This is a genomic window from Kitasatospora sp. NPDC006697, from assembly GCF_042869935.1.
Taxonomy (GTDB): Bacteria; Actinomycetota; Actinomycetes; order Streptomycetales; family Streptomycetaceae; genus Kitasatospora.
Genome location: NZ_JBIAGU010000022.1, coordinates 83,460 through 110,010, shown reverse-complemented (window position 1 = coordinate 110,010; position 26,551 = coordinate 83,460). Strand labels below are relative to the sequence as shown.

Annotated in this window: 22 protein-coding genes; 3 read left to right on the top strand and 19 right to left on the bottom strand. The window is 71.4% G+C overall.

The annotated features are described in order from the left end of the window. Positions 1-279 precede the first annotated feature (279 nt). Both ACFYNO_RS27505 and ACFYNO_RS27500 read left to right on the top strand, forming a co-directional pair. Entirely contained in the window at positions 280-1,866 is a 1,587-nt protein-coding gene (locus ACFYNO_RS27505) for an acyl-CoA carboxylase subunit beta (RefSeq protein WP_388017992.1), read from the top strand. A gap of 74 nt (positions 1,867-1,940) precedes the next feature. Next, a complete protein-coding gene (locus ACFYNO_RS27500; RefSeq protein WP_388017989.1) occupies positions 1,941-2,144 on the top strand; it encodes an acyl-CoA carboxylase subunit epsilon in 204 nt (67 codons plus the stop codon). A gap of 52 nt (positions 2,145-2,196) precedes the next feature. Here ACFYNO_RS27500 and ACFYNO_RS27495 read toward each other — a convergent pair whose 3' ends face one another. From ACFYNO_RS27495 to hemL, 7 genes are all read right to left on the bottom strand, one after another. Then, a complete protein-coding gene (locus tag ACFYNO_RS27495; RefSeq protein ID WP_388017986.1) occupies positions 2,197-2,607 on the bottom strand; it encodes a hypothetical protein in 411 nt (136 codons plus the stop codon). A gap of 145 nt (positions 2,608-2,752) precedes the next feature. Next, entirely contained in the window at positions 2,753-3,907 is a 1,155-nt protein-coding gene (gene ccsB / locus ACFYNO_RS27490; RefSeq protein ID WP_388017983.1) for a c-type cytochrome biogenesis protein CcsB, read from the bottom strand. A gap of 3 nt (positions 3,908-3,910) precedes the next feature. Then, a complete protein-coding gene (locus tag ACFYNO_RS27485) occupies positions 3,911-5,650 on the bottom strand; it encodes a cytochrome c biogenesis protein ResB (protein WP_388017980.1) in 1,740 nt (579 codons plus the stop codon). 2 nt (positions 5,651-5,652) lie between these two features. Then, on the bottom strand, positions 5,653-6,417 hold the full coding sequence (locus ACFYNO_RS27480; RefSeq protein WP_388017977.1) for a cytochrome c biogenesis CcdA family protein: 765 nt from the start codon (positions 6,415-6,417) through the stop codon (positions 5,653-5,655). Then, the gene (locus ACFYNO_RS27475; RefSeq protein ID WP_388017974.1) at positions 6,414-7,022 is read right to left on the bottom strand and encodes a TlpA family protein disulfide reductase; all 609 of its coding nucleotides are present in this window, start codon (positions 7,020-7,022) and stop codon (positions 6,414-6,416) included. Before ACFYNO_RS27475 ends, ACFYNO_RS27480 begins: the two co-directional genes overlap by 4 nt. Before the next feature lie 110 nt (positions 7,023-7,132). Continuing rightward, positions 7,133-7,810 carry a histidine phosphatase family protein gene (locus ACFYNO_RS27470; protein WP_388017971.1) on the bottom strand — a complete coding sequence of 226 codons (678 nt, stop codon included), beginning with the start codon at positions 7,808-7,810 and terminating at the stop codon, positions 7,133-7,135. A gap of 23 nt (positions 7,811-7,833) precedes the next feature. Further along, on the bottom strand, positions 7,834-9,159 hold the full coding sequence (hemL, locus tag ACFYNO_RS27465) for a glutamate-1-semialdehyde 2,1-aminomutase (protein WP_388017968.1): 1,326 nt from the start codon (positions 9,157-9,159) through the stop codon (positions 7,834-7,836). 386 nt (positions 9,160-9,545) lie between these two features. Between hemL and ACFYNO_RS27460 the strand changes: the two genes are divergently transcribed. Beyond that, positions 9,546-10,028: a hypothetical protein gene (locus tag ACFYNO_RS27460; protein WP_388017965.1), complete on the top strand. Its 483-nt coding sequence runs from the start codon at positions 9,546-9,548 to the stop codon at positions 10,026-10,028. Between the two features lie 63 nt (positions 10,029-10,091). On the opposite strand, the gene ACFYNO_RS27455 is transcribed toward ACFYNO_RS27460, so the two are convergent. From ACFYNO_RS27455 to ACFYNO_RS27400, 12 genes are all read right to left on the bottom strand, one after another. Further along, positions 10,092-11,177, bottom strand: a complete 1,086-nt coding sequence (locus ACFYNO_RS27455) for an aspartate-semialdehyde dehydrogenase (RefSeq protein WP_388017962.1) — start codon at positions 11,175-11,177, stop codon at positions 10,092-10,094. Positions 11,178-11,200: 23 nt separating this feature from the next. Beyond that, positions 11,201-12,589, bottom strand: a complete 1,389-nt coding sequence (locus tag ACFYNO_RS27450) for a methylaspartate mutase (protein ID WP_388017959.1) — start codon at positions 12,587-12,589, stop codon at positions 11,201-11,203. After that, complete coding sequence (locus ACFYNO_RS27445) at positions 12,586-13,833, bottom strand: hypothetical protein (protein WP_388017956.1); 1,248 nt, start codon at positions 13,831-13,833, stop codon at positions 12,586-12,588. The genes ACFYNO_RS27450 and ACFYNO_RS27445 overlap by 4 nt, the downstream gene beginning before the upstream one ends. Then, a complete protein-coding gene (locus ACFYNO_RS27440; protein ID WP_388017953.1) occupies positions 13,830-15,032 on the bottom strand; it encodes a fatty acid desaturase in 1,203 nt (400 codons plus the stop codon). Before ACFYNO_RS27440 ends, ACFYNO_RS27445 begins: the two co-directional genes overlap by 4 nt. Continuing rightward, on the bottom strand, positions 15,029-16,435 hold the full coding sequence (locus ACFYNO_RS27435; RefSeq protein ID WP_388017950.1) for an aspartate aminotransferase family protein: 1,407 nt from the start codon (positions 16,433-16,435) through the stop codon (positions 15,029-15,031). The genes ACFYNO_RS27440 and ACFYNO_RS27435 overlap by 4 nt, the downstream gene beginning before the upstream one ends. Further along, complete coding sequence (locus ACFYNO_RS27430; protein ID WP_388017947.1) at positions 16,432-17,742, bottom strand: SidA/IucD/PvdA family monooxygenase; 1,311 nt, start codon at positions 17,740-17,742, stop codon at positions 16,432-16,434. The genes ACFYNO_RS27435 and ACFYNO_RS27430 overlap by 4 nt, the downstream gene beginning before the upstream one ends. Before the next feature lie 8 nt (positions 17,743-17,750). After that, positions 17,751-19,043, bottom strand: coding sequence for an acetyl-CoA carboxylase biotin carboxylase subunit family protein (locus ACFYNO_RS27425; protein ID WP_388017944.1), 1,293 nt, complete (start codon positions 19,041-19,043; stop codon positions 17,751-17,753). A gap of 70 nt (positions 19,044-19,113) precedes the next feature. Beyond that, positions 19,114-19,626: a methylaspartate mutase gene (locus ACFYNO_RS27420; RefSeq protein WP_388017941.1), complete on the bottom strand. Its 513-nt coding sequence runs from the start codon at positions 19,624-19,626 to the stop codon at positions 19,114-19,116. Continuing rightward, positions 19,607-20,851: an acetyl-CoA carboxylase biotin carboxylase subunit family protein gene (locus ACFYNO_RS27415; protein WP_388017938.1), complete on the bottom strand. Its 1,245-nt coding sequence runs from the start codon at positions 20,849-20,851 to the stop codon at positions 19,607-19,609. Before ACFYNO_RS27415 ends, ACFYNO_RS27420 begins: the two co-directional genes overlap by 20 nt. Further along, entirely contained in the window at positions 20,817-22,184 is a 1,368-nt protein-coding gene (locus tag ACFYNO_RS27410) for an MFS transporter (protein ID WP_388017935.1), read from the bottom strand. Before ACFYNO_RS27410 ends, ACFYNO_RS27415 begins: the two co-directional genes overlap by 35 nt. A gap of 695 nt (positions 22,185-22,879) precedes the next feature. Continuing rightward, positions 22,880-24,313, bottom strand: coding sequence for an adenosylhomocysteinase (ahcY, locus tag ACFYNO_RS27405; protein WP_388018117.1), 1,434 nt, complete (start codon positions 24,311-24,313; stop codon positions 22,880-22,882). A gap of 398 nt (positions 24,314-24,711) precedes the next feature. Next, on the bottom strand, positions 24,712-26,370 hold the full coding sequence (locus ACFYNO_RS27400; RefSeq protein ID WP_388017932.1) for an RICIN domain-containing protein: 1,659 nt from the start codon (positions 26,368-26,370) through the stop codon (positions 24,712-24,714). Between the last annotated feature and the right edge of the window lie 181 nt (positions 26,371-26,551).

The following is a 26,551-nucleotide window of genomic DNA, read 5'->3' as shown; positions in this document are numbered from 1 at the left end:
CTGGCCCTGAGCTGCGCAATCGACCCCGCCCGTGCCCCTGTGGCGGCCCCCGGCCGCCGCAGGGGCACCGAGGCCGGGGAGCACCCCCCGCCTCACCCCGCACAGGCCTCCGGAGCTGCATTTCTGTAGCTCTTCGACAGCTAATGCCCACCGACCTTGTACGGAATCAACGCCGAATCGCAGTGGCCCCGCCTCGTAATGTCGTAGGGGAAGAAGGAAATCGCAGCCGGGGCCAACACCGACGCCGACTGCTCGCGCGCTCACAGCTGGGAGTTCGAGATGACGGTGTTGCGGGAGGCTGCCGCGGGGGAGCCCGCTGACGCGCGCGGACGGGTGGCCGAACTGCTCGAACTGCGCGAGCAGGTGCGGCGCGGCCCGAGCGACAAGGCCACCGAGGCCCAGCACGCCAAGGGCAAGCTGACCGCCCGGGAGCGGATCGAGCTGCTGCTGGACGAGGGGTCCTTCCACGAGGTGGAGCCGCTGCGGCGGCACCGCGCCCAGGGCTTCGGCCTGGAGGGCAAGAAGCCGCACACCGACGGTGTGATCACCGGGTGGGGCACCGTGCACGGCCGGACGGTCTTCACCTACGCGCACGACTTCCGGATCTTCGGCGGCGCGCTGGGCGAGGCCCACGCGCAGAAGATCCACAAGATCATGGACATGGCCATCGCGGCCGGTGCCCCCCTGGTCTCGCTCAACGACGGCGCCGGCGCCCGCATCCAGGAGGGCGTCACCGCCCTGGCCGGCTACGGCGGCATCTTCCAGCGCAACACCAAGGCCTCCGGCGTCATCCCGCAGATCTCCGTCATGCTCGGCCCCTGCGCCGGCGGCGCCGCCTACAGCCCGGCGCTCACCGACTTCGTCTTCATGGTCCGCGAGACCTCCCAGATGTTCATCACCGGCCCCGACGTCGTCCAGGCCGTCACCGGCGAGCAGATCAGCCAGAACGGCCTCGGCGGCGCCGACGTCCACTCCGCCGTCTCCGGCGTCGCCCACTTCGCCTACGACGACGAGCAGTCCTGCATCGAAGAGGTCCGCTACCTGCTCTCGATGCTCCCGCAGAACAACCGCGAGATGCCGCCGGCCACCCCGGGCGACGACCCGGTGGAGCGGCGCAACGACGTACTGCTGGACCTGGTGCCGGCCGACGGCAACCGGCCCTACGACATGCGCAAGGTGATCGAGGAGGTCGTCGACCACGGCGAGTACCTGGAGATCCACGAGCGCTGGGCCACCAACGTCATCGTGGCGCTGGCCCGGATCGACGGCCACGTGGTCGGCCTGATCGCCAACCAGCCGCAGTCGCTGGCCGGCGTGCTCGACATCAATGCCTCGGAAAAGGCCGCCCGCTTCGTGCAGATGTGCGACGCCTTCAACATCCCGCTGGTCACCCTGCTGGACGTGCCGGGCTTCCTGCCCGGCGTGGACCAGGAGCACGGCGGGATCATCCGGCACGGCGCCAAGCTGCTCTACGCCTACTGCAACGCCACCGTCCCGCGGATCTCGCTGATCCTGCGCAAGGCCTACGGCGGCGCCTACATCGTGATGGACTCCCAGTCGATCGGCGCCGACCTCACCTACGCCTGGCCCACCAACGAGATCGCCGTGATGGGCGCCGAGGGCGCGGCCAACGTGATCTTCCGCCGCGACATCAACGGCGCCGAGGACCCCGAGGCGATGCGCGCGCAGAAGATCAAGGAGTACAAGAGCGAGCTGATGCACCCCTACTACGCCGCCGAGCGCGGCCTGGTGGACGACGTCATCGACCCCGCCGAGACCCGCGCCGTCCTGGCCGCGGCGCTCGCCATGCTCCGCACCAAGCACGCCGACCTGCCCTCTCGCAAGCACGGCAACCCCCCGATGTGACGGGCCGCACCGCGAGCGGACCGCGGTGCGCCCCCGCCACCACTCCCCCGACCGTCCCAGCCCAGGAGTACCCGATGACCGAACCGCTCGTCCGCGTCACCCGCGGCAGCCTGACCGACGAAGAGCTGGCCGCCCTCACGGCGGTCCTGATGGCCCGTGCGGCCGTGGCCCAGCAGGCCACCGCCGCGCCGGTCCGGCTCGAGCCGATCGCCCGCTGGCAGCGCCTGGAGCGCCGCCCGGCCTACCACTCGCCGTTCAGCTGGCAGCAGGCGGCCTGACGCCGCACCAGCCCTATCGGCCGCGTCGCGGGAGCCGCCTGGACCACTCGGATCAGGCGGCGACCAGCGGTGCGGCCGAGGAGCGTCCGGCGTGCATCAGGTCCAGGTGGGCGGCGAGCAGCTGCGGGTCCTGATCCAGCCAGAGCCGCAGCGCGGCGCCGAGCATGGCGCTGCCCGAGCCGAGCCGCACGCCGGTGGCGCCGGCCACCGCGTTGGCGGCGGGCTGCAGCAGGTCGGCCAGCGGGCCGGGCAGCCAGACGGTCAGCGCGCAGGGCGCGGGCTCGGTCAGCGCGGCCAGCAGCAGGTAGGCCCTGGCCTGGCCGTGCAGGGTGGGCAGGATGTCCAGCAGCCCGTCGGAGACCACCTCGGAGAGGTCGCTGCGGTGCCCCTGGGCCAGTCGGCGCAGCAGCGCCCGCTGTGCGACGGTGATCCGAACCGTCAGCATGATCTCCTCGCTGTCCACGGCGCGGCCTCCCTCCTCCTCGCGTATCCGCTCGACCGCTGTCACACCTGCCCAGTCGGGCAGCTCTCACACCGCACTGTGCCGGTTGTCACGCGGGTGGCGGACCGTACTGCCGTGGCCCGCCACCGGATTGACGGAGCGTCGGTCACCCCACGCCGGCGTAGGAGTGCTTGCCGGTGATGAAGATGTTGACGCCGTAGTAGTTGAACAGGAAGCAGGCGAAGGCCAGCAGGGCCAGGTAGCCCGCCTTCCGGCCCTTCCAGCCCGCGGTGGCCCGGGCGTGCAGGTAGGCCGCGTAGACCACCCAGGTGATGAAGGACCAGGTCTCCTTCGGGTCCCACTCCCAGTACTTGCCCCAGGCCGCCTCGGCCCAGATCGCGCCCGCGATGATGGTGAAGGTCCACAGCGGGAAGACCATCGCGTTGATCCGGTAGGAGAGCTTGTCCAGGGTCGCGGTGGCGGGCAGCCGCTCGAAGACCGAGGCGGGGATCCGGAACGGCCCGTTGGCCAGGCCCTCCGCCTTGCGCTTGTCGTAGGACTCGCGGCCCAGGTAGAGCGCGGTGGTGGCGAAGGCCGCGTAGAAGGCGCCGCCGCAGATGATCGCGGCGGTGACGTGGATCGCCAGCCAGTACGAGTGCAGCGCCGGGACCAGCTGCTCGGAGTCGGTGTAGAGCACGCTGGTGGCCAGGCCCAGGGTCAGGCAGGCGGCCAGCACGGCGGGCAGGCCGAGCCAGCGGACCGGCTTGCCGATCGCCAGCAGCACCAGGTAGGAGCCGACCATGGTGAGCGCGAAGGCGCAGGAGAACTCGTACATGTTCCCCCACGGCGGCCGCATCACGGACAGGCCGCGGGCGACCACGCCGCCCAGGTTGAGCAGGAAGCCGAGGGCGGTGAGCGAGATGGCGATCCGGCCGAACAGGTCGGCCCGCTCGCTGGTGCCGGCGGCGCCGGGGCCGTCCGCCTCCGGCTCGCCCTCGCCGCGGCCGCTGGTGACCACGGTGGCGCCCTCACCGGCCAGCGCGGTGCGGGTCAGCGTGGTGGTGCCGCCGTCGCCGGCGGCGACCAGCACGGTGACCTTCTTGGCCTTGGCCTGGGCCACCGCCTCGGGGCGGCCGGCCGCGGCGACCTCGGCCAGCGAGGCCTGGGCGGCCGAGCGGCGGGCCACGGCGCCCTTGCTGCCGAAGGTCCACTCGAGCATGTGGGCGAACATGGCCAGCGCGTACACGCCCATGGCCGACCAGATGCACTTGTTGGAGAGGTCCGCCAGGTGGGGATTGACCCCGGAGGCGAGGAAGGACACCGTCTACTCCTTGGGTTCGTCGGCGGGGGCGGTCTCGGGGGCGGCCGCGTCCTGCGCCTCGGGTTCGGTCGGGTCGTCCGGCTCGTCCGTGGCCGGGGCGTCGTCGGGCTCGTCCGCGGCCGGGGCGTCGTCCTGCAGGTCCACCGCCAGCTCGGCCAGCTCCTCGGCGATCCGGGCGGACTCGCTGCGGGCCAGGCCGGCCAGCTCGACCAGGGTGCGGCCCTCGGGGCCGGCCACCGCGCGGACCCAGATCCGGCGGCGCTGCACGAAGAGCGAGCCGATCAGGCCGGCGATCGCCAGCACGGCGCCGGTCAGCGCGACCGAGTTGCCGGGGCGGTGCGAGACGGTGAAGGTGGCCCACTGCTTGTAGCCGTCGAAGGTGAGCGAGCCGTAGCCGTCCGGCAGCTCCCAGAGCTGGCCCGGCTGCAGCTTCACCCGGGCGATCTGGCCGTCCTGCTGGAGCTGGGTCAGGTGGGTCAGGTCCAGCTGGTAGACGTTCTGCGGGGCGCCGGAGTCGGTGCCCAGGTCGCCGGCGTAGCCGGTCAGCACCAGGGCCGGGGAGGCGTCGCCCGGGAAGAGCGAGCGCGGGCCCATGGTCGGGCTGAAGTTGTCCGGCGCGGTGGGCAGGAAGAAGCCCTGGAAGCCGAGCTGGACCTTCTTGCCGTCCTTCTGGCCGTAGTCGCCGACCTTGACCACTCCGGTGGAGGTGAGGTTGGCGTCCTGCGGCAGGAACGGCACCGCGTCGTGGTAGACCACCTTTCCGGTGGCGTCCTTGACGGTGATCACCGGGGCGTAGCCGTGGCCGATCAGGAAGACCTTGCTGCCGCCGATCTCCAGCGGCTGGTTGACCTGGATCGCACCGTTGGTCAGCTTGGAGCTGTCCGCGCCCTGCCAGTAGCGCACGTGCGCGGTGAACTCCCGGGCCTCGCCGATCTGGTCGCCGGTGGTCTGGTACCTGGCGGTGAAGCCGTCCAGCTTGAACCCGAACGGGTCGAGGTCGTCGGCGGTGTAGAAGGCCGAGCCGGAGAAGTCGTCCAGCTGGGTCATGGTGTTGGTGTAGCCGCCGCCCTCGACCACCAGCTTGCCGCCCTGGCCGCTGGCCAGGCTGGCCCAGGCGAAGCCGGCCAGCAGGGCGAAGAGCGAGAGGTGGAAGAGCAGGTTGCCGACCTCGCGCAGGTAGCCCTTCTCCGCCGCCACCGCGCCGCCGGACAGGTGCGCGCGGAACCGCCGCCGGCGCAGCAGCCGCTGCGCGGCGGCCAGCGCCTGCTCCGGGTCGGCCTCGGTGTGCCAGGCCGCGTAGACCGGCATCCGGGTCAGGTTGGCGGGCGCCGCCGGCGGCTTGGCCCGCAGCACCCCGACGAACTGCCAGGTGCGCGGCACGATGCAGCCGGCCAGCGAGATGAAGAGCAGGATGTAGATCGCGGAGAACCAGACCGAGCTGTAGACGTCGAACAGCTGGAGCTTCTCGTAGAGCGGCGTGACGCTCTTGTGCGCGGCCTTCCAGGTCTGCACCTTGAAGGCGTTCTCGCTGGTCTGCGGGATCAGCGAGCCGGGGATGGCGGCCAGCGAGAGCAGGAAGAGCAGCACCAGCGCGACCCGCATCGAGGTCAGCTGGCGCCAGGTCCAGCGCAGCCAGCCCCAGAGCCCTATGCCGACCGGGGCGTCCGCCTCGGTCGGGGCGGTGGTGAGCCGCTCGGCGGCTTCCTCCTCGGGCTGCTCGGTGCGCAGCTCGGTGTCACTCACGGTCAGATTCCGATCTCGCTGCTCGGGGCCAAGTACTGCAGCTGGTTGACCAGGTAGTCCCAGCCGCCGGTGACCAGCAGCACACCGACGGCCACCAGCATCGCGCCGCCGATCCGCATCACCCACTGGTAGTGGCGCTTGATGAAGCCGAAGGCGCCGATCGCCTTGCGGAAGGCGAGCGCGGCCAGCACGAAGGGCAGGCCGAGGCCCACACAGTAGACCGCCATCAGGAACGCCCCGCGTCCGGCGCTGGCCTGGTTGATGGACAGCGCCTGGAGGGAGGCCAGGGTCGGGCCGATGCACGGGGTCCAGCCCACGCCGAAGACCACGCCGAGCGCGGGCGCGCCGAGCAGGCCGATGGTGGGCCGGCGGTGGCTGCGCACCTCCCGGGTGGAGAAGCCGGGCAGCAGGCCGGCGAAGGCCAGGCCCATCAGGATGGTGAGGATGCCCAGCACCAGGCTGATGGTGTGCCGGTACTGCAGCAGGGTGCTGCCGAAGTAGCCGAAGAGGGCGCCGCCGGAGACGAAGACGGCGGTGAAGCCGAGCACGAAGAGCAGCGCGCCGAGCAGCATCCGGCCGCGCCGGCGGCCGTCGGCGTCGGCCAGGTCGGCGGCCGAGAAGCCGGTCACGTAGGAGAGGTAGCCGGGCACCAGCGGCAGCACGCAGGGCGAGAAGAAGGAGACCAGGCCGGCGGCCACGGCCACCGGGACGGCGAGCAGCAGCGGGCCGCTGAGCACCGTCTGGTTCTGCCCCGCGGCGAGGATCACGGCTGCTCCGCGACGACCGGCGCGATCAGCTGGTCCAGCTCGTCCGGGGTGAGGCCCTTCATCGCCCGGGCGGCCACCCGGCCCTGGCGGTCGATCACCATGGTGGTCGGGATCGACTGCGGGTTGAGGCTGCCCTTGGGGAACTTGAGGATCTGGGTGCCGTCCGGGTCGTAGATGCTCGGGTACTGGATCCCGTTGACGTCCTCGAACCGCTTGGCGTTGGTCGGGTCGGTGTCCCGGGTGTTGATCCCGAGGAACTGCACGCCCTGGCCCTGGTACTTCTCGTAGGCCTGTTCCAGGCCCTTGGCCTCGGCCCGGCAGGGCGAGCACCAGGAGCCCCAGATGTTGACCACCACGATCTTGCCCTGGTAGTCGGAGAGCGTTACCGGCTTGCCCTCCAGGTCCTTGCCGCCGATCGCCGGCGCGGCCTTGCGGGAGGCCAGCGGGACGGTGTCCAGTCCGCCCTTGCCGATGACGAAGCCCGCCTGGGCGTCACCGCTGCCGCCGCTGCCCCCGGAGGCCGTCGAGCCGCAGCCGGCGAGGGTGAGGGCGGCGGCCGCGGCGGTCAGCGCGGCGGCCGTGCGGAGGCGAGGCGTACCAGACATGTGAAAAGTTTCGCATGGCACTTCTGGCCGGTTCAGGGGGGTCCGCCCTCGTGTGTCGGACCCCCGCTGAACTGGGGGTGTAAGGCCTTTCTAAAGCCCCGCGCCGGTGGTTAGGCCCCGAAGCTCTTCGCCACCGGCGCGTCGCCCTTGCGGCCCTTGCCGGTCAGGTGCGCGGGCAGCAGGTCGCGGGCCGGCTCCTGGTAGCCGATCGAGACCAGCCGGTCGCCCTCGTAGGTGAAGCTGGTGAGCGAGGCCAGCGAGCACTGCCGCTTGCGCGGATCGTGCCAGAGCCGGCGCTTCTCGGCGAACGAGCGGGCGATCCAGATCGGCGACTGGTGGCTGACCGCCACCGCCTCGTGGCCGCGGGCCGCGTCCCGGGCGGTGGCCAGCGCGGCCATCATCCGCACCGCGAGGTCGATGTACGGCTCGCCCCAGGACGGGCGGAACGGGTTGGTCAGGTACTTCCAGGCGGAGGGGTTCTTCAGCGCGCCGTCGCCGACGCCGAAGACCTTGCCCTCGAAGACGTTGCCGGCCTCGATCAGCCGCTCGTCCACGGCCACGTCCAGGCCGTGCACCTTGCCGATCGGGGCGGCGGTCTCCTGGGCGCGCTCCAGCGGGGAGGCGACCACGTGGGTGATGTCCCGGTCGGCCAGGTGCTCGGCCACCCGGTCGGCCATCTCCCGGCCCAGCTCGGAGAGGTGGTAGCCGGGGAGCCGGCCGTAGAGCACGCCCTCGGGGTTGTGCACCTCGCCGTGGCGCATCAGGTGCACCACCGTGATGTCGGTCATCTGACGTCCTCTCGGTTCTCGGTTCAGTGCTGCGCGGTGGCGCGGGCGGCGGCCTGGGCGGCGGCCGGCAGTGCGGCGGCGATCCGCTCGATCGCCTTCTCGTCGTGCGCGGCCGAGACGAACCAGGACTCGAAGGCGGACGGCGGCAGGTAGACGCCGTCGGCCAGCAGGCTGTGGAAGAAGGCGGTGAACCGGAAGGACTCCTGGGTCTTCGCCGTGGCGTAGTCGGTGACCGGCTGCTCGGTGAAGAAGACCGAGAACATGTTTCCGGCGCGCTGCAGCCGGTGCGCCACGCCCTCCTTGGCCAGCGCCTCGGCGACCAGGCCGGAGACGGTGTCGGCCACCCGGTCGAGGGTGGTGTAGACCTCGTCGGTGCAGTGGCGCAGCTGGGCCAGGCCGGCGGCGGTGGCGATCGGGTTCCCGGAGAGGGTGCCGGCCTGGTAGACCGGGCCGGCCGGGGCCAGCTGGGCCATCACGTCGGCCCGGCCGCCGAAGGCCGCGGCGGGAAAGCCGCCGCCCATCACCTTGCCGAAGGTCAGCAGGTCCGGCGCCCAGCCCTCCTGGGCGGCCTCCAGGCCGTACCAGCCGGCCTTGGAGACGCGGAAGCCGGTCATCACCTCGTCGGAGATGAAGAGGGCGCCGTTGGCCCGGCAGAGCCGCGCCAGGCCCGCGTTGAAGCCCGCGGCCGGCGGCACCACGCCCATGTTGCCGGGGGAGGCCTCGGTGATCACCGCGGCGATCTCGCCGGGGTGCCGGGCGAAGGCCTGCTCGACGGCGGCCAGGTCGTTGTAGGGCAGCACGATGGTGTCGCCGGCCTGGGCACCGGTGACGCCCGGGGTATCGGGCAGCGCGAAGGTGGCGAGGCCGGAGCCGGCGGCGGCCAGCAGGGCGTCGACGTGCCCGTGGTAGCAGCCCGCGAACTTGACCACCTTGGCCCGGCCGGTGAAGCCGCGGGCCAGCCGGATCGCGGACATGGTCGCCTCGGTGCCGGAGGAGACCAGCCGGACCTGCTCGACCGGGGCGACCCGGGCGACGATCTCCTCGGCCAGCTCCACCTCGCCCTCGCCGGGGGTACCGAAGGAGGTGCCGCGGACCACGGCGCGCTGCACGGCCTCCAGCACCGCGGGGTGGGCGTGGCCGAGGATCATCGGTCCCCAGGAGCAGACCAGGTCCACGTACTCGCGCCCGTCGGCGTCGGTCAGGTAGGGGCCGCTGCCGGACACCATGAACCGCGGGGTGCCGCCGACCGCCCGGAAGGCGCGCACCGGGGAGTTGACCCCGCCGGGGGTCACCGCCGACGCGCGGTCGAAGAGCGCTTGGGACTGAGGGGCTTCATAGGGGTAGCTCACGAGGCCCCATCCTCTCAAACCGGCTCCGGTCTCAAATCGTGTCCTTTACCTCTGCATGTCGGAGCCGATCATCTGGAACGATGATCCGTGTGCGGCCACGGGTAGATTCATCCCGCACACTGGATGTCACGAACCCCGGGCCCCCGGTCCCGGGTGACCCGGCGGGATCCGGTCGGCATGTCCGGATTCGGTCGCACGAAGGCGGCACAACGGGAAAATGGGGCCTCCGGCGGGACACCGGCGGCCCGGGGGTCTGTCGGTTCCGGCGAATTCCGGTGAGGATGGTCCGAGTGTCCGAGGAGCAGGACGGCTTCGAGCAGGCCGCGGGGGCACACCGCAAGGCGGCTCGTGCGGGAAGGGGAAGGCGGGGTGAAGGTCGCGTGGGGGTGACGTACAAGTACTTCGGGGCTCCCGACCGCGCCACCGCCGCCCGGGTCCCCACCGCGCTGGGCCCCGGCGGTCTCGGCCTGGACGCCGGCGAGCTGGGCTCGCTCGGCCGGCTCGGCGACCTGATGGAGACCAGCGGCTCGCCGAACGGACACCTCTCCACCAAGATCAAGCCGGAGACGATGAGCGCGATGGTGCTCACCGGCATCCAGGGCGTCCCGCTGCACCAGGTCCCGCCGCTCGAACTGGTCGTGCTGCACCCCGACTACGCCGTCGTCCAGCTCCCGCCCACGGTGGTCGAGCCGCTCCGCAAGGCCGACGAGACCGAGCTCGGCGCCGCCGCCTTCATCTGGTCCACCGTGCCGGACCGCCGCGGCCCGCGGGACGCCTTCGTCATCTACTCGATGCTGCACGAGTGGCAGGACTTCGCGAACCGGCTGCACGACGCGGGGCACCAGCTGTACTGCCTGGTCTGGCCCTGAGCACACCGACGGCGCGGCCCTCCCCGAGCGGGGAGGGCCGCGCCGCGTTTCCGGCAGGGGCGGTCAGCGCCGGGCTGCCACCGGGCGGCCACCGACCACCAGGAGCTCGGCGAGCTGCACGGTGTTCAGTGCCGCGCCCTTGCGGAGGTTGTCGTTGCTGATGAAGAGGATCAGGCCACGGTTCCCCTCCACGCTCTGGTCCTGCCGGATCCGGCCGACATAGCTCGGGTCCTGGCCGGCCGCCTGCAGCGGGTTGGGGATCTCGCTCAGCTCCACGCCGGGCGCCACCCGGAGCAGCTCCGTGGCCTGCTCGACCGACAGCGGGTTGGCGAACTCGGCGTGCACCGACAGGGAGTGGCCGGTGAAGACCGGGACCCGGACGCAGGTGCCGGCCACCCTCAGCTCCGGCAGGCCGAGGATCTTGCGGCTCTCATGGCGGAGCTTCTGCTCCTCGTCGGTCTCCTGCGATCCGTCCTCGACCAACGCGCCGATGAACGGGATCAGGTTGTAGGCGATGGTGCGGGGGAACTTCTCCCCCGCGGAGAACTCCACCGCCCGCCCGTCCAGCGCGAGTTCGGCACCTGCACCGGCGCCCTCGGCGGCCTGGCGGGCGAGTTCGCCCAGGCCTTCAACACCTCCGCCCGACACCGCCTGGTAGCTGCTGACGGTCAGTCGGACCAGCCCGGCCGCGTCGTGCAGCGGCTTCAGTACCGGCATCGCCGCCATGGTGGTGCAGTTGGGGTTGGCGATGATGCCCTTGGCGGCGTCCTTCACCGCCTCCGGGTTCACCTCGCTGACCACCAGCGGAACTTCGGGATCCGACCGGAACGCCGAGGAGTTGTCGATCACGGTCGCCCCGGCGGCGGCGAACTTCGGCGCGAGCGCCCGTGAAGTCCCTCCGCCCGCCGAGAAGATGACGATGTCCAGGCCGCTCGGGTCAGCGGTGGCGGCGTCCTCGACGACCACCTCCGCCCCCTTCCAGTCCAGCACCTTGCCCGCCGAGCGGGCGGAGGCGAAGTACCGGATCTCCGCGACCGGGAACTCGCGCTCCACCAGCAAATTGCGGATCACGGTGCCGACCAGGCCGGTGGCTCCGACGATTCCGATTCTGACACCGCCGGGAACAGCGCTCTCGCTGGCTGCGGACACCGGGGGCTCCTTTCGGGTTGAGCTCAACGGGGTTGAGACGTAGGGCGGAAGCGGTCCAGCAGGCGGGGCTCGCGCGGCTCCGCCATGTAGTTGATGTCACCGACGATGCCGTCGAGCGTCCGGCCCGCGCCGGTCCGGGTGTCCAGGAAGGCATCGTTGGCGGCCCTGGTGGCCGCCGAGAACGGCAGGCCGCCGAAGCCGGCGAACCGGATCGCGCCCTCGCCGTCCCGGCAGGGCATCACCTCGGCCCGGGCGAACCGGCTGGCCGCGAACGGCACGTCCAGCCGCCCGTCCTCGAAGGCCGCGCCGATCGCGGCGACCAGGTCGGAGCCGCCCGACAGCGGTTCGACCAGCTCGCGCACCTCCCGCTCGATCAGCTCCGCCTCGGCCTCGACCCGCTCCTCGTCGACTGGGAACCCGGCCGCGTGCGCGAAGCCGGACCGGACCAGCCGCATGCCCTCGCTGTTCTCGGCCGCGGTCGGGATGCCCCGGGCCTCGGCCGGCGACTTGCTGACCACCTTGGCGACCCCGCCCAGCGCGGCGGTCAGGCCGCCGTAGACGATCAGCTCGGCGGCCCGGTCGGGCTCGCGCGGGAAGACGCCCATGAACTGGTGCAGCACGGTGTGGACCCGAACTCCTGACGGGCCATCAGATGTGTCCAGGTACCTGGCCGCCAGCCGCGGGATGGCCCGCAGCGCGGCCAGGTCCTGCCAGAGGTGGCCGCCCTGCGGATAGGAGACCGAGATGCAGCGCACGCCCTGCTCGGCCGCCAGCACCGCCTCCAGCAGGGTGGTGGCGATGGTGATCGAGGGCGGCATCAGCACCGCCGTCAGGGTGCCGAACAGCTCCCGGTCGATGGTCAGTCCGGCCGCCGTCACCTCCCCCGCCATCCGGTCCACCTGCTGCCAGGTGCGCAGCGACTCGGTGATCGGCACGTCCTTGGAGTACGGCACGTTGTAGCCGATCCCGCCGCCCTCGTAGGAGGTGTAGCCGGAGGCCACGGCGGTGTCGAACAGCTGGCGGCCGTCCGGCGAGCCGTGCCGGACCTGGAGCGGGGCGCGGACGCTCTCGTTGAGCTCCCGCCCCCGCTCCCAGCCCTGGGTGATCAGCGGGTAGCCGTTCAGCCGGCCCGGATCGGCCGCCAGCGCCCGGCGGACGCTGTCGAACTGCAGCAGCCGGGTGTGCGAGTCGATGGTGACGGTCAGGACCTCCGGCTGCGCCCCGGCCTCCAGCGCGAGCAACAGCTCGCGCATCGCGGCGTGGTCGCCCACCCCGCACCGGGGCTGGACCAGCGGCTGCCCCGACTCCTCGGCCCGCGCCAGCAGTTCGGCGACGGTCGGCTTGCCGAGCGAGGCCGCGTAGCGGATCGACTCGTCCAGGTCCGGCAGGACCGCGAGGTTGACCGTGCTCAAGCCGTCACCGCTGACCCGCCCAGCAGCAGCGAGCTCTGCTCGGACCGGTGCTTGGCGCCCCGGAACCGTTCGCCCTCGGCCGCTCCGGCCCCGTGGTGCTCGGCGTGCAGGGCGCGGACGGTGTCGTCCAGCCGGTCCAGCGGCAGCAGCCGGCGCTCGGCCGCGCCGTCCGGTCCGACCACCGAGACCAGCCCGAGGCCGGACAGCGCCTCGGTCTTGACGCCCAGTCGGGTCAGCGCCTCGTCCACCCCGCGCTGGGTGCCGGTGAAGGCCAGCACGGTGCCGGCCTCGAACTCGACCGGCACCACGTCGAAGGCCGCGGCCCGCAGCTCGGCCAGGGCCGTGTCCAAGGAGCCTTCCTGGCCCAGCACCCCCTCGAACCGGTGCAGTTGGGCCTTGCGGTCGCCGACCACCACGGTCCGCCCGGATTCCTCCGTGCCGACCACGGTGCCCTCGGTGGCCGTCCGGCCGGCCTCGCCGCCGGGCCCCTGCAGAGCCCGGCAGACGATGGCCACCCCGTACGCCCGCCCGGCGGCGACCGAGCCGCCGTGCAGCACCTTGGCGCCGCCCGCCGACATCTGGGCGCACTGGTCGTAGCTGAGGTGGGTCATCAGCACGGCCTCGGGCACCTGGTAGGGATCGGCGGTGTAGACGCCGGGCACGTCCGAGTAGATCTCGCAGTGCCCGGCACCGAGCGCGCCCGCCAGGGCGACCGCGGTCAGGTCGGAGCTGTTGCGGCCGAGCATGGTGATCCGCCCGTCCGGGCGGACGGCCTGGCCGCCGGCCACCACGACCACCTGGTGCTCCGCCAGGGCGTCGAGCAGCGGCCGCGGGTCGATCGAGCGGATCGCGGCCCGGGTGGCGTTGTCGTCGCTGAGGATGCCGAGCTGCGGCGCCCACAGGTCGATCGCCGAGTGGCCCTCGGCGTGCAGGGCCGCGCGCAGGAACCCGGCGCTGACCATCTCGGCCGTCGCCAGCAGCTCGTCCTGCACCTCGGGGCTGAGGTCGGGGTCGATCGCCAGGGCGGCCTCCAGCAGGCGCCCGGTGGTGCCGGACATCCCGCTGACCACGGCGACCACCCGGTGGGTCGCCGCACGCCGGCCGAGGTAGCCGGCCACCGCGCGGTAGTCGGCCGGACCGGTGAAGGAGGAGCCGCCGAACTTGACCACCAGGACGGGGCGCCCGGCGCCGCCGTCCCCCTCCGGGAGGGGGCTCGACGGCACCGCGGCGGTAGCGGTGCTCACCTGGCGTTCACCAGTTCCTCCTCGGACTTGACGAGCTCCCACGAGGACTCCTCCTCCTCGCTGAGGATGGTGAAGACCCGGTCGATCGCCACGCCCAGGCCCCACACGTCGGTGTAGGCGGGCCAGCCGGGGTGCCCGGCGTCGATGTCCTGCTGGCGCGCGTAGGCGGCCTGCAGCCACTTGAAGGTGGAGGGCTTGCGGTGGTGGAAGTCGTGCTGGGAGAGGTCGCCCGGCACCACCAGGATGCGGGCCGGCAAGTGGTAGAACGCCAGCCGCAGGGTCCACCGGGTCCAGGCGCCGACCGCGGCGAGGCCGAGGCCCTTGGCGGGCAGCTCGTCGCCGTTGAACCGGCCCCAGGAGTGCGAGACGTGGAAGGCACGGCCGCCCAGGCTCTCGTCCTTGGACTTGAACCAGGCGTGCTCGCTGAGGAACTCCAGCAGCGCGACGATCTGGTAGAGCGGGATCAGCGGCACCAGCACGGCCAGCGCGAACGGCACCCAGGCGCCCTGCCAGGCGACCAGGCCGACCACCGAGCCGAGGTAGACCAGCGCCATCACCCGGCGGTACACGGCCGAGCGCCACAGGTTCTGGGCCAGCCGGGTGGCCAGGAACTCCGCGTGGAAGAGCGGCGAGACGACCGTCCAGCCGAGCTTGCGCCAGAGCGCCGGCACGCTCATACCGGGCCGGAAGCCCAGCTTGAGCAGGTGCTGGATGGTCGGGTCCGCGATGGTCGCGAAGGTCTCCTTGCGGTGGTGCAGGTTGATGTGGTCCTCGTAGTACTGGTCCGCGTCCTCGGTGCAGACCAGCGTGGAGAGGACCTGGGCGATCTCCCGGTCGTACTTGATCTTGCCGGTGAACCGGGTGTGCATGCAGTGGTGCGCGATCACCGTGGAGCAGACCCGGGAGGCGGAGACCGTCAGCACCCAGCTCAGCGGCAGCAGGAGCAGCCACAGGGTCCAGCCCTGGTCGACGATCCACCAGGCGGAGCCGATGCCGGCCGCCAGCGCCAGGACGTCGGCGATCAGGTAGGTGGTGGTGTTGAACCGCACCAGCGGCTGCTGGTCGGGTTGCGCCTTACCGGTGATCCACGTCCACAGGTGCTGCGTCCAACCGGGGAACCGGTCGAACGACGCGCGGATCGCGGCGGACTGGTCCTGTGCTTCGGCTGACGCGGACGCCCGTTCTGCCATCATGGTCATGGTTTCGTCCCTTCGCTTGCGGCACCGGGCGAGTCGGTCCCGGGGGACCGCTCGCACTCCTTGGCTGTCTCGGTGACGGCCGCGCCGAAGATCTCCAGGGCCTCGGCGGCCTCGGCGCGGCTGAGGTTGAGCGCGGGCAGGAACCGGACGACCACGTCGTCCCGTCCCGCGAGTTCGAAGAGCAGGCCCCGCTCCAGCGAGGCCCTGCGGAGCCGGTCGGCCAGCTGTGCGGCCGTCCAGCCGTTGACCGGGACGACCTCGACCCCGAGCATCAGGCCCAGGCCGCGGACGTCCCCGAGGAAGGGGTGGCGCCGCTGGAGCTCCAGCAGGCCCTCCCGGAGGAAGCCGCCGACCTCCCGGACGTTCTCCAGCAGGCCCTCCTCGGCGACCACCCGCATGAGCTCGGCGCCGGCCGCGAAGGCGAGCTGGTTGCCGCGGAAGGTGCCGGTGTGGGCACCGGGCTTCCAGCCGTCCATCCGCTCGTTGTAGATGATCACCGAGGCGGGGTGGCCGCCGCCGATCGCCTTGGACGAGACCACCACGTCCGGCTCGATCCCGTACTGCTCGAAGCTGTACCAGGTGCCGGTCCGGCCGCAGCCCGACTGCACCTCGTCGATCACCAGCGGGATGTCCAACCGCCTGGTGATCTCCCGCAGTTGCTGGACGAACTCGAGCCGGGCCGGCACCACGCCGCCCTCGCCCTGGACCAGCTCCAGGATGACGGCGGCCGGCTTGCGCACGCCGCCGTTCGGGTCGTCCAGCACATTGGCCAGGTACTGCGCGCAGTTGATCTCGCAGCTCTCCGGCTTCAGCGCCAGCGGGCAGCGGAAGCAGGAGGAGTACGGGAAGAACGAGGCGCCCGGCAGCAGGTTCACCAGGTGCTCCTTGGAGGAGCGCAGGCCGGTGATCGCGATGGTGCTCTGGGTGCTGCCGTGGAACCCGCCGTGGAAGGCGATGACGTCGCCGCGGCCGGTGTAGGTCTTGCACAGCTTGATCGCGGCGTCCACCGCGTCGGCGCCGGTCGGGCCGCAGAAGTGCACCCGGGAGCGCTCTCCCATGTCGCCCGGCAGCAGCGACAGCAGCCGCCGGGTGAACTCCTGCTTGGCCTCGGTCGGGAAGTCCAGCAGGTGGGTGGAGACGTCGAGTTGGCGGTGCGCGGCGGCGACCTGCCCGGGGTGGGAGTGGCCCAGCGCCAGCACCCCGGCCCCGCAGAGGAAGTCCAGGAAGCGGTTGCCGTCCAGGTCCTCCAGGTAGGAGCCGCTGCCGCCGGCGATCGCGATCGGCACGTTGCGCGGGTAGGTGCGGGCCGAGGACTCGTTGGCCGCCTGCTCCGCCAGCAGCTTGCGCGAGAGCGGGCCGGGGAGCTCGGTCAGCACCGCGGCGCGGTTCTCCCGCCCGGTCACTCGGACACCTCGTCAGCGGAGTTGGCGAGCAGCTTGCCGGCGCCGCGGGCGACCGTCTCGGCCCGCAGCGAGAGCAGGCTGAAGGAACCGGCGTCGGCGATGCCGTGCGAGGACTCGTTGAGGTTGAAGAGGAAGAGCGGCGGGATCTCCCGGCCGTCGGCGGCCGAGACCAGGTAGTCGTGCGAGACCGCCACCGCACCGCGCTCGGTGTGCGCCAGCTGTCCGGCCACCGCGGACAGGATCGGCGGGTGCGGCTCCTGGCCGGGGCCGCCGCCGAAGTTGCGGAAGCCGGTGGCGAGCACCACCAGGTCGAACCGCTCGCGGTCCTCCTGGCCGTAGTGCCGCTCGCGGACCACCAGTTCGACGCCGTCGCCGGCCACCGCGGCCGCGGTGACCACCGAGTTGTTGCGGACGTGCACCTTCTGGGCGCCGTCGAGCTTCTGCTCGTACATCATCAGGTGCAGCTCGCGCAGCACGTCCATGTCGACCGCGGAGTAGTTGGTGAACCGCAGGTCGGCGTCCAGCTCGTCCTTGCTCTGCTGGGAGGCGTGGAAGTAGTAGTCCACGAACTCCGGCATGATGCTGGCCTCGCTGAACGGCGAGGTGTCCTTGAGCCGGTGGGCGAAGCCGCGGGTCAGGTTGACCACCTCGGCCTGCGGGAACCGCCGGGCCAGGTCCAGGGTGAGCTCCACCGAGCTCTGGCTGGCGCCGACCACCGCGATCCGGCCGGTGCGCAGCTCGCCGGCCAGGCGCTCCACCGTGCTCTTGTAGCGGGTGAGGTGGATGACCCGGTCGGACTCGACCGCGTCGAAGGGCGCCGGGACGAACGGGGTGCGGCCGTGTGCCACCACGACGGCGCGGGCCAGCTCGGTCCCGCCGCCGGCCACCGTCACCCGGTAGCCCTCGGTGCCGTCCGGCAGGGCGGCGAACTCCACGGCGGTGACCGGCGAGGAGGTGCGCACCCGCTCGGCGAAGTGCGAGCCGACCCAGGTGATGTACTGGTTGTACTCCTTGCGGAGCGGGAACTCCAGGCCGAGGTTCAGGTACTCCAGCAGCCGGCCCTGCTCGTGCAGGAAGTTGAGGAAGGTGTAGTGGCTGCGCGGGTTGCGCGGGGTCACCAGGTCGCGGACCGGGTTGTTCTGGATGTCGGAGCCGTCCAGCAGCATCTCGGGCTGCCAGACGACGGTGTCGCGGGCCTCCAGGAAGAGCGGGCTGATCTCCGGGTGCAGCTCCTCCAGGGCCACCGCCAGCGAGATGTTGGCGGGGCCGAAGCCGATGCCGATGAGGTCGTGGATCTGCTCGGTCATGGTCTCGCTCAGTTCTCGGTGACGGTGAACAGCTCGGTGCTGCGGCGGGCGGCCAGCTCGGTGGTCCGCTGCTGGACGGCCTCGGCGGCCTCCTGGGCGGCACCCGGCTCGAAGACCTCGATGACGCCGTTGCGGCCCAGGTAGGAGGTGGCGGCGCGGGAGGTGTCGCCGACCTTGCTGGTGACGTACCGGGCGATCTCCGGACCGTCCTGCGCGGGCACGTCGGCGATCGCGGTGATCGCGCCGGCCGGGGCCTTCAGGAAGCCGATCGCCCCGACGCCTTGCAGTTCGGCGGGGATCTCGGGCAGCCGGTCGATGGTCCGGCGGTAGGCCGCGATGTGCAGGTCGTACGGGTTGAAGCCGTAGACCCGGTCGATCAGGTCCATGATGCCGTCGCCACCGGGGCGGGCCGCGACCTCGACGACCTTCATCTCCTCGGAGCCGTTGAGCAGCACCTCGACGTGGGCGATGCCGCGGTCGATCAGCAGCGCCTCGCAGGCCCGCAGCGCCAGCTCGCGCAGCGCCGCGTTGCCGGTCTCCCGGCTGGGCACCAGCTGGCCGGTCTCGGTGAAGTAGGGCGCGCCGCCCTTGGCCTTGTCGGTGACGGCGAGCACGGCCCGCTGCCCCTCGTAGTTGATCACCTCGACGGAGACCTCGTGGGTGGAGGTGATGTACTCCTCCACCTGGTAGCGCCCGTCGGCGAAGTCGTAGGTCGGGGCGATCTCCAGCAGCGAGGCCCGGCAGTGGTCGAAGGCCGCGGCCAGCCCGTCCGGGCCGTCCACCTTGACCACCCCGACGCTGCCCGCGAAGTCGCGCGGCTTCAGCACCACCGGGAAGGTCAACTCCTTTACCACTTCCTGGAGTTCGTCCAGGGAGCCGAAGAGCCGGTGGCGCGCGCAGGGGATGCCGGCCTGCTCGAAGGCGGCCTTCATGGTGTGCTTGTCGCGGGCCAGCGCCAGCGACTCCTCGGCCAGCGTGGGCAGGCCGTAACGGGTCGCGATGGCCACCGCGACGTGCAGGTTGAGCTCCAGGACCGGCACGACCGCGTCCGGGGTCAGGCCGGTCTCCCGCTCGATCGCCTCGACCGCCGCCAGCGCCTCCTTGGCGTTGTACGGGTTGGCCGGCAGCACGTGGTCGAACATCCGGTTCGCGTTGACCACGGTCGACTCGACCATGCCGAACACCGGGCCCGGGTAGGTCCGCAGCGCCGAGACCACGGCGCGCTCGCGCAGCAGCGGGTCGGCTCCGAGCAGCAGCAGGTAGTGGTCCCGGTTGGCCCGGGCCCCACGGAGGTTGAACACCAGAACTCCTCAGTTCACGAATTTCTCTTGCCCACCGCCGCCTTGACGGCGGATCTGGCGCGGTTCGGGATCAGGCGACCGTCTCGAGACGGGCGGGGTGCAGCTCCGCCCGGGCCGCTTCGGCACGCAACTCCTCGAGCAGGCCGACGAGTTCGTCGACGTCCTGGAGCACGTGGTCGACGCCCAGGGCGAGCAGGGCGTCCCCCTCCCGGCCGGTCTTGGCGCTGCCGACCGAGAGGTTGCCGCCGACGATGACCGGGCAGTCCAGCAGGCCCTGGTCGCGGACGGCGCGCAGCGGGGCCAGGTCCTCGAGGGCGTGGCCGTTGATGGAGCCGATCACGACCGCGAGGGCGTCCCCGTTCTCGGCGTGGCAGTCGGCGAACTCGGAGACCGGGGTGCAGGGTCCGAGGTTGACCACCTGGTAGCCGAGCTGGCGCAGCTGGAAGGCGATCAGGTGGTTGGCCACCGCGTGCGAGTCGCTGGCCGCGACGCCGAGGATCACCTTGGCGGCTGGGCGGGCGGCTTCCCGGTCGGCGGTCGTCAGGGTGGTGGACGGCCTCAGGTCAGTGGGTATCGCGCTCATCGGATTGTTCCTCAGGGGTCTGGGGTTCGACACGTACGGAGGCGAAGAGGTCGCGCAGGAAGGCGTCGAGGGTGGCCGCGTCGGCGGGGCCGACGATGCCGGCCAGCGGGACGTCGGTGTCGGAGTAGCTGAGCACGGTCTTGATCGGCTCGCCCTCCGCCCGCTGGCTCCAGCGCCAGGCCAGCGGACTGGTCCGGAACCGCTCCTCGCCCGAGATCCGGCAGGTCTCGGTCCCGAGCCGGTGGCCCGGCCAGACGAACCAGCCGTAGCGCGACCCGGAGTCGTCGGGCCGCACCTCGGGGGCCCCGACCCCCTCGGCGGTGATCATCTGCAGGAACCGGGAGGGCATGTGCAGCCCGGTGGCCAGCTCGAAGGTGTCCACCACGTCGGCGCCGCCGAATCTCGCCCCGACCTCCAGGAAGACGAGGCCGTTCGGGGTCTCGATGCCCTCCAGGTGGAACAGGCTGGTGGTGATGCCGACCGCGGCGAGGCAGTCGGCGGTCCAGCCGAGCAGTTCCTCGGTCGGGTCGATCTGGACCGAGCCGAGCGGCAGCCCCTCGGCGTAGCCGAGACAGGTGTTGACGTACCGGCTGGCCCGCACCGCCACCGGCTCGCCGTTCACGACCAGGCCGTCCACGTGGACGATCGGGCCGCTGACGAACTCCTCGATCTCGAAGCCGGCCGCCTCGGTGCCCTCCGGCAGGCCGTGCCCGCGCACCGCCTCCAGGGCGTCCGCCGGCGTGGGGTACACCCGGACGTTCTCGCTCGCGGCGCCGTCCAGCGGCTTGAGCACCGTCTCGGCCTTCCACGGGAGTTCGGCCGGGTCGGCGGCCAGCGCCGCGGCCAGCGGCAGGAAGTGCGGCACCCGCACCCCCGCCGCGGCCGCCTTGGCCTTCATCACGACCTTGTCGCGGAACGGCAGGATCTGCTCCTCGGTCTCCCCCGCGACGCCCAGCGCGGCCCGCACCCGGGCGGCTGCGATCAGATCGAACTCGGAGAGGGCGATGACCAGTTCGGGCTTCGGCAGGCCCTCGACGGCGGCCAGCACCTCGGTCGCGGCATCGCCGGTGCCCGGCCGCTCGATCCTGGTGCAGCGCAGGTCCGCGGGCAGGTTGGCCAGCCGGTCGGCGGTGCCCACGTAGCTGACCTCGTGGGCGGTGTGGTCGATGCCGTCGGCGTAGCGGATGAGCTTATCGGTGATCCGGTGCAGAACCAGGATGCGCATGGTGGTACCTCAGCTGGATGAGAAGCGGAATCAGCAGGACGGCGATGCACACGGAGCCGACGGCGCTGCCGAGGGAGACGGTGCGGGGATCGTGCGCGGTGGCGAAGACGGTGACCAGCAGGCCCGCCACCGGCAGGGAGATCTGGTTCAGCAGGATGATGATCGCGATCGTCTTCGCGAAGTGCTCTCTCGGGATCCGCTTCACCCGCTCCATCCGGATGAAGACGTTGAAGAACCCGATGCTCCCGATCAACAGCGAGTAACTCACCGCGAACTCTGGAAAGTTGGCGGATTGGCTGATCCCGATCCCGCCCAGGCAGATCATCCCGTAGGAGATCGCCAGGGCCGCCATCGGATTGAGCCGCTTGGCCAGCTTCGGCACCACGAAGGAGGTCAGGATGCCGACCACGCCGGCCGCCGTGGTGAGCACGCCGAAGTACCGGTCCGACTTGTGGAAGGTGCCGCTGGTGATCGCCGCGCTGGTCGACATGCCGACGCCCACCATCAGGTTGACCGTCATGGTCAGGCCGGCCAGTCCGATGATGGCCGGCAGCGAGCGCAGCGTCCTGGCCCCGTCCAGCACTCCGGCGCCGATCGACCGCAGGGTGGTCGGCTCGCCCTCGCCGGCCACCACCTCGGCGCGCAGGTGCGGGCGGAGCACGAAGATGTTGAGCGTGGTCAGGGCGTAGACCGCGCCGATCACCAGCAGCATGTCCCTGGTCGGCAGCACCGCGGAGAGCAGCGCGGCCAGCACCGGGCCGAGCACCTCGCTGGTCTGCTCGGTGCCCTGCACGACTGACTGCGCACGCACCATCTGCTCCATCGGCACGAACCGCGGCAGCGAGCTCTCCAGTGCGATGTAGGACTGGGCGTTGGCCAGCGCCATGCCCGCGACCAGCACGCAGAGCACCGCGAACTGGCCGCCCGGCACCGCGTACATCAGGCCGAAGGCGGCCAGCGCGAGGGCCGCGCGGACGCCGTCGGAGCCGACGAAGAGGAAGTAGCCGCGGATCCGGTCCGCGAGCACCCCGGCGATCGGCATGAAGAGGATCCGGGGCAGCCACTCCACGAAGAAGATGAGACCGCTCTTCGAGGCGCTTCCGGTGATCTTGTAGGCGAGCAGCGGGATGGCGAACAGCAGGAACTGGTCGCCGAGTGCGGCGACGGCCCGTCCGCCCACGAACTGCGCGACGTGACGTGCGCTCAAGTAGCCGTTTTGCCTAGCTTGTTCGCCTGGCAACCCGGTCTCGCCGGGGTCGATCGGCGTGCTGGTCAGCACTCCGGTGCGCGCCCCGTCGTCGGCGGTCGAGCCGTCCCCCGTCTCGCGGTCCATGCTTCTCCTGTGGTGCGTGGTGCTCGGCCAAGGCAGCCGTGAGCGGCGGCCGGCCGGATGCCGGGCGCGCTCGTTGAGAAAAGTGAAATCAGTTAATGGAAAAGCGAGTTGAAAGTGGATGCGGGCAGCCGGAATCTGCCGGACGACGCCTCGCTCGGCCGCTCCGGTGCGGCGCGTGGATCGGCCGGCGTCCGACGCCGGGTCAGGGCGTGGCCGTCTCGGCCCAGCTGATGTCCGCGCTGCGGCCGCCGCTGCCGTCGGCTGCCCAGCGCTCTCCTGCCGGACCGCGGAGGCTCCGCCGCCCGTTGCGACAACGGCCCCGCGTGGGCCGCCTGTTGAATCGCGTCAGTCGCGTTCCATCTGAGAATCGGCCCCCTGCGTCGTCCCGTTGTGGTCCCTGAGAGTCCGCGACGCCACTGCCCGTTCCCCCGGACGGCCGCCGAACTCACACACGACCTCAACCTACTTGCATGTCAGGCTCGGATCAAGCGTCTTCTGCGTGTGACGTTTCACCAGATGAACTAAGCCGGACCGCAGATGAACCGCGCGGGTGCCCGACTGCCCGGATGCTTCACGGGTCGTCTCGGCAGGAACCATTTGCGCAGGCAGCGGGCCTGCCGGGGTGAAAAAGCGGTGGGCGAGGCGGTCGTCCGCCTCGCCCACCGCGAGTTTGAGCCTCAGTCAGCCCTTGAGCATCAGTAGCGGTAGTGCTCCGGCTTGTACGGGCCGGCCACGTCCACGTCGATGTAGTCGGCCTGCTCCTTGGTCAGCGTGGTGAGGTGCGCGCCCACCGCGTCCAGGTGCAGCCGCGCGACCTTCTCGTCCAGGTGCTTCGGCAGGACGTAGACGTCGCGGCCGTACTCACCGGTCTTGGTGTGCAGCTCGACCTGGGCGATCGTCTGGTTCGAGAACGAGGAGGACATCACGAAGCTGGGGTGCCCGGTGGCGTTGCCCAGGTTCAGCAGGCGGCCCTCGGAGAGCACGATCACCGCGTGGCCGTCCGGGAAGGTCCAGGTGTGGACCTGCGGCTTGATCTCGGTCTTCCGGATGCCCTCGATCTGCGCCAGGCCGGCCATGTCGATCTCGTTGTCGAAGTGGCCGACGTTGCCGACGATCGCGTGGTGCTTCATCTTGGCCAGGTCGGCGGCCATGATGATGTCCTTGTTGCCGGTGGTGGTGATGAAGATGTCGCCCTCTTCGACGACCTCGTCCAGGGTGACGACCTTCAGCCCGTCCATCGCCGCCTGCAGCGCGCAGATCGGGTCGATCTCGGTGACCACCACGCGGGCGCCCTGGCCGCGCAGCGACTCCACGGCGCCCTTGCCCACGTCGCCGTAGCCGAGCACGACCGCCAGCTTGCCGGCGATCATCACGTCGGTGGCGCGGTTGATGCCGTCGATCAGCGAGTGGCGGATGCCGTACTTGTTGTCGAACTTCGACTTGGTGACCGAGTCGTTGACGTTGATGCCCGGGAAGAGCAGCACGCCGTCCTTGGCCAGCTTGTAGAGCCGGCGGACACCGTTGGTGGTCTCCTCGGAGACGCCGACGATGGACTTCGCCATCTCGGTGTACTTGGCCGGGCTGGCCGCGACCGAGCGGCGCAGCGTCTCCAGGATGATGCCGTACTCCTCGGAGTCCTCCGGGCCGACGGCCGGAACGGCGCCCGCGGCCTCGTACTCCACGCCCAGGTGCACCAGCAGGGTGACGTCACCGCCGTCGTCGACGATCGAGTCCGGGCCGGAGCCGTCGGGCCACACCAGCAGCTGCTCGGTGCACCACCAGTACTCCTCCAGCGTCTCGCCCTTCCAGGCGTAGACGGCGCAGCCCTGCGGGTTCTCGATGGTGCCGTTCGGACCCACCACGACCGCCGCGGCGGCGTGGTCCTGGGTGGAGAAGATGTTGCAGGACACCCAGCGGACGTCCGCACCCAGGGCCACCAGGGTCTCGATGAGCACCGCGGTCTGGATGGTCATGTGCAGGGAGCCGGCGATCTTCTTGCCGCGCAGCGGCTGCTGCTCGGCGTACTCGCGACGCAGCGCCATCAGGCCCGGCATCTCGTGCTCGGCGAGCTCGATCTCCTTGCGGCCGAACGTGGCGAGCGACAGGTCGGCGACCTTGAAATCGTGCACCGATCCGGCGCTGTCTGCGGTAAGAGTGCTGCTCACGAGATCCCCTTCAACGGTCGAGCACGTGGTCAGTCGCGTCGGCCCCGGTGTTCTCCCGCGACCACGTGCGGCACGACGGTTCTGCTCTGCGATCTCCGCACGTGAAGCGCCCGGGGACTCGGCGGCCGCCGCTTTGGTGGGTGGCGGTTCGCGTGGTAATGATCGGACAGACCGTCACTAGCCGAGTCAGGCTACATCATCGCAACTGACAGCAGGAGTGCTTCCGAGCTGCTGCTGTGCCTCCTGGGACCGGTCCTCGACCGGTCCTCCAGCAGGTCCGCCGACCACCCTCCGAACACGTGCGCGAGCGCCGCTCCCGGAGTCGGGAACGGCGCTCGCGGGCCGGGCTCGGCGGCGCCCGGTCAGCCGTGCAGGTAGGTGATGCCGAGCTTGGTCAGCTGCCACTGCTGGGCGGGGGCGCCGGTGGCGGCGGCGAGTTCGACCAGCGGGTTGCCCTGGGCGTCGCGGTCGGCACTCGCGGTGGCGGCGAGTGCCGGGGCCTGGGTGTCGGCCAGGGTGTAGCTGCCGCTGCCGGACGGGGTGAGCAGCCAGTGCTGGTTGGCGCCGCCGTTGCAGGACCACTGCTCGAGCCGGGTGCCCGGGGTGGTGGCCGCGCCGGTCGCGTCCAGGCACATGGCCCGGTTGCCGCTGAAGTCCAGCTCGTAGGCACCGCCGGCCTTGGCCTCCAGCACGAAGGACTGGTTGAGGCTGCCGCCGGCCGGATAGGTGATCGCGGCCCGGCCGTTGGTGCTGTCGCCGTAGGTCCCGCCGCCGGCCAGGTCGAGCACCTGCCCGGTGGCCGCGTTGGTCAGCTGGTACCAGGCGCCGTCCTCGGGCACGTCACCGAACGGGCGGCCGGGGGTGAGCGGCATGACCGTGGTGCCGTCGGCCTGGTCCAGGGTGCAGTAGGCCTCCTGCTGGGCCGGCTCGCCGTAGAACTCGGCCAGGCAGCCGCCCTCGCCGTGGTAGCCGGCCACCCGCAGGTGGAAGGACTGCCGGATCTCGTTCTCGCAGAGCGAGAGGATGCCGATCGAGTAGTCGCAGCCGTTGCGGGTGTTCTCCGAGAGGTCGATCACATCGCCGTTGGTGTACTCGTACGGCGAGGTGGTCCACTCTGCGCAGACCTCGTGGCCGTAGGAGACCCGGCGCTGGTCCAGGAAGCGGATGCCCGGGACCTGCTCGGCGGCCTGCCGCAGCGCGTCGTCGAAGGTGGGGACCACCCAGTTGTGGCCCCAGGCCAGGTCCTCGGGGAAGGCCGGGCAGCCCTGGGCGACCTTGGTGGCGTAGTCGTTGCTGCGGATGTCCGGGGTGATCGGGGTGAAGTAGGACTGGAAGACCAGCTGGTAGTCGCCGTCGGCGTAGCCGGCCCGGCGCATGGTCTGCCGGACGTCGGTGAGCGCGGCGACCACCTTGGGGATCACCTTCGCGGCCCGCTGGGTGATCGCGGCACTGCCGATGGTGTCCCGGCAGCCCTGCGACTTGGGGATCGGGAAGTACTGGCCGAGGCAGCTCTCCATGATCCCGCTGAAGTCGAAGTCGTCGTTGGCGCCGATCGTCACCACGACCATCCTGACGTTGTACTGCGCCGCGGTCTTGGCGAGTTGGGCGTCCTGCTTGGGCTCGCCGAAGTCGCCGCTGCCGCCGCCGGTGGTCTGCGCCAGCACCGGGTCGCTGACCAGGTCGCCGGTCTGGGCGCCGGAGCAGGCCAGGTCGACGGCGGTGAGGCCGGACAGGCCGGTGTCGAAGATCTCCGACTGCGGGTGCCGGTGGCAGTAGTCGGTGGGGCCGTCGGTGCCGGCGAAGTAGCCGTCGCCGGTGTCGGTGCCGGCGCCCTCGCCGGAGATCGCGCTGTCGCCGAGCGAGACGATGGCGGGGGCGAGGCCGGCCCGGGCGGCGGCGGGGGCGGCGGGGGCAGCCGGGGCGGCGGCGGCCTGGGGGGCGGCGGTCAGACCCAGTGCGGCGGCCAGCGCGGTGGCGGCGAGCAGGGCGGCGGGGCTGCGGTGGGGGCGTCTCCTGGGCACGCAGGACTCCTTCGAGGGGGGCGGAGCGGTGCGGTGAGCGGAGTCACATGCTAGGTACTGACAAGTAATGCAACAAGGCTTCGGACCGCAAAAGTTGAGCACCCCTCAGGTCTGCGCGCCGCCGGACAGCACGGAGCCGCCGCCCGGACCGCCCCAGGAGGGGAGGCGGTGGGCGGCGGCT